This window comes from Binatus sp. (SeqCode), from assembly GCF_036522015.1.
Lineage (GTDB): Bacteria > Desulfobacterota > Binatia > Binatales > Binataceae > Binatus.
Map to the genome: position 1 here is coordinate 1 of NZ_DATDGQ010000287.1, position 1,790 is coordinate 1,790.

The following is a 1,790-nucleotide window of genomic DNA, read 5'->3' on the forward strand; positions in this document are numbered from 1 at the left end:
GATACGATCGCTCGGCGCCTCACGTTCCGGGCCTTGTCTTATCAAGTTGCGCCCGGCGATTCGAAGGCCATGTAGCGCGATATTTTCCAGCTGGCGTCGGGTTGGCGGCGGAATATGTCCATGCCGGGTTCTCGCGTGATCTGTTCGGAGCCGCCGTTTTTCGAGTGCAGCTTCAGCGTCCACACGAGCCTTACGACAGCCAGGTCGCCTGAGACCAGGATTTCCTTGATTTCCAGGTCGTAGTGATAGGTCTTGTCCGGGTCGCTCAGCGCCATCTGCAGATTGGCACACAGAGAATTGTAGGTGTCTTCCGGCTGCCCGCGAAAATTTGAAATCAAATCGGGCGCGAACAGCGCGCAAACCTGCGACGCATCACGGGCATTGAAGTCCAGCTTCCACTTCTCCAGCGCGACACGGATTTGATTCTGGGTAGCGGCAGTCGAATCTTGCGCCGACGTATGAGCCGCGAACAACATCACGGCGAGAATGCCCGCCGTGATTGCCGCGATCGGTTTTGGCCTTACTCTCAAACCGATACAAAGAGGCTTTCACAGCTATTCAACGCGCGCTCCGGATACGATCATCGGGCGCTCTGCCGACCGCGCGCGCGGCGTTGAACGACGGGTGCGGGTTTGATCTGCGTATCGAGCCTGGCGTACGCGTTTCTCAGGATTGTGGTGGTATCGATCAACGCGGTTTTCCATCCTTCCGCCACCTGCTCGACCAGTCGTGCACTTGCTTGTGCGATTCCACGATCGGCGAAGGATTTGACGATCTCGACGTACGCTTTAAGTGCGACTTCGGACGAGCGCGCCAACAATCTCACGTTGTCGTCAACCAGCCGTCCGATTTCGGTTGACTGAATGCTCGGCTTGATCGGAGCTGCCGTTGTGGTGCTGGTAGTCGATTTTCGCGTTGCCATCGCAAGCCTCCTTCGCATCAAATCGATGCCCTTCCGGAGCGCAGAAACTGATCGCGGCTCGGCCAGATATGGCCACGCCTAACTGCCGCAATTTTATACCTGTGGCTGCAAGAGCGTCTACCGCGCTTTGACAACCCGATTTCGCGCATGTGTCCACTTGTCTATCCTGACGGAACGGGCATCAATGTGAGCGAAGCGCCTCCCGAATTCGTCGCACAGTACGCTCTTGCGCTGGCGCGCCTGTGCAAACGCGCCGGCGGCGCGCGATGGAGCGTCAACGACGAGTCCATCTGCGATGCGGCCTGGCGGGGCGCGCGCGCGGCGGGTGCGCTCGATCGAGGCGGCGTCGAAGCGTTCATCGACGCCCTGCACGCCGACGACCTCGGCCTCGCGCTCGCGTGCCAGGCCGGCGGATCCGCGCCGTGGGAGCATTTCATCACCAGCTTCCGGCCGGCTCTTTACGCATCCGCGCGCGCGATTTCCGGCGACGAGGCGCGCGGCCGCGAGCTGGCGGATTCGATTTGGGCCGAGATGTACGGGATGGAGGTTCGCGACGGCCGCCGCCGCTCGATCCTCAGCTACTTTCACGGCCGCAGCTCGCTGATGACCTGGATGCGTGCGGTGCTGGCGCAGCGCCACGTCGATTATATCCGCTCCCAGAGCCGGATCGCGCCGCTCGACGATCATCTCGAGCAGACGATGGATACCGGCGACGATCAGGGCGACACTACCGGCTCCGAGCGCGCCCGCTACGTGGCGATGCTGGGTAAGGCGCTCGACGCGGCGCTCAAGTCGCTGGCGCCGCGGGACCGGATGCGGATGGCTTACTACTATCGGCATGATTTGTCGCTCAAGGAGATTGGGCGCG

The 1,790-nt window shown here is 61.6% G+C and carries 3 protein-coding genes; 1 reads left to right on the top strand and 2 read right to left on the bottom strand.

Going from position 1 to position 1,790, the window contains the following annotated elements; all coding sequences use genetic code 11:
* Positions 1-41 precede the first annotated feature (41 nt).
* Together VIW95_RS12290 and VIW95_RS12295 are read right to left on the bottom strand one after the other, a co-directional pair.
* A complete protein-coding gene (locus VIW95_RS12290; protein ID WP_331586867.1) occupies positions 42-530 on the bottom strand; it encodes a nuclear transport factor 2 family protein in 489 nt (162 codons plus the stop codon).
* A 50-nt stretch (positions 531-580) separates the two neighbouring features.
* Positions 581-922 (bottom strand): hypothetical protein, encoded by a 342-nt coding sequence (locus tag VIW95_RS12295; RefSeq protein WP_331586869.1) that lies wholly within the window; start codon positions 920-922, stop codon positions 581-583.
* 186 nt (positions 923-1,108) lie between these two features.
* On the opposite strand from VIW95_RS12295, the gene VIW95_RS12300 reads away from it, so the two are divergent.
* Positions 1,109-1,790 (top strand): RNA polymerase sigma factor (locus VIW95_RS12300; RefSeq protein ID WP_331586871.1); only part of this gene is annotated, 682 nt, incomplete at its 3' end.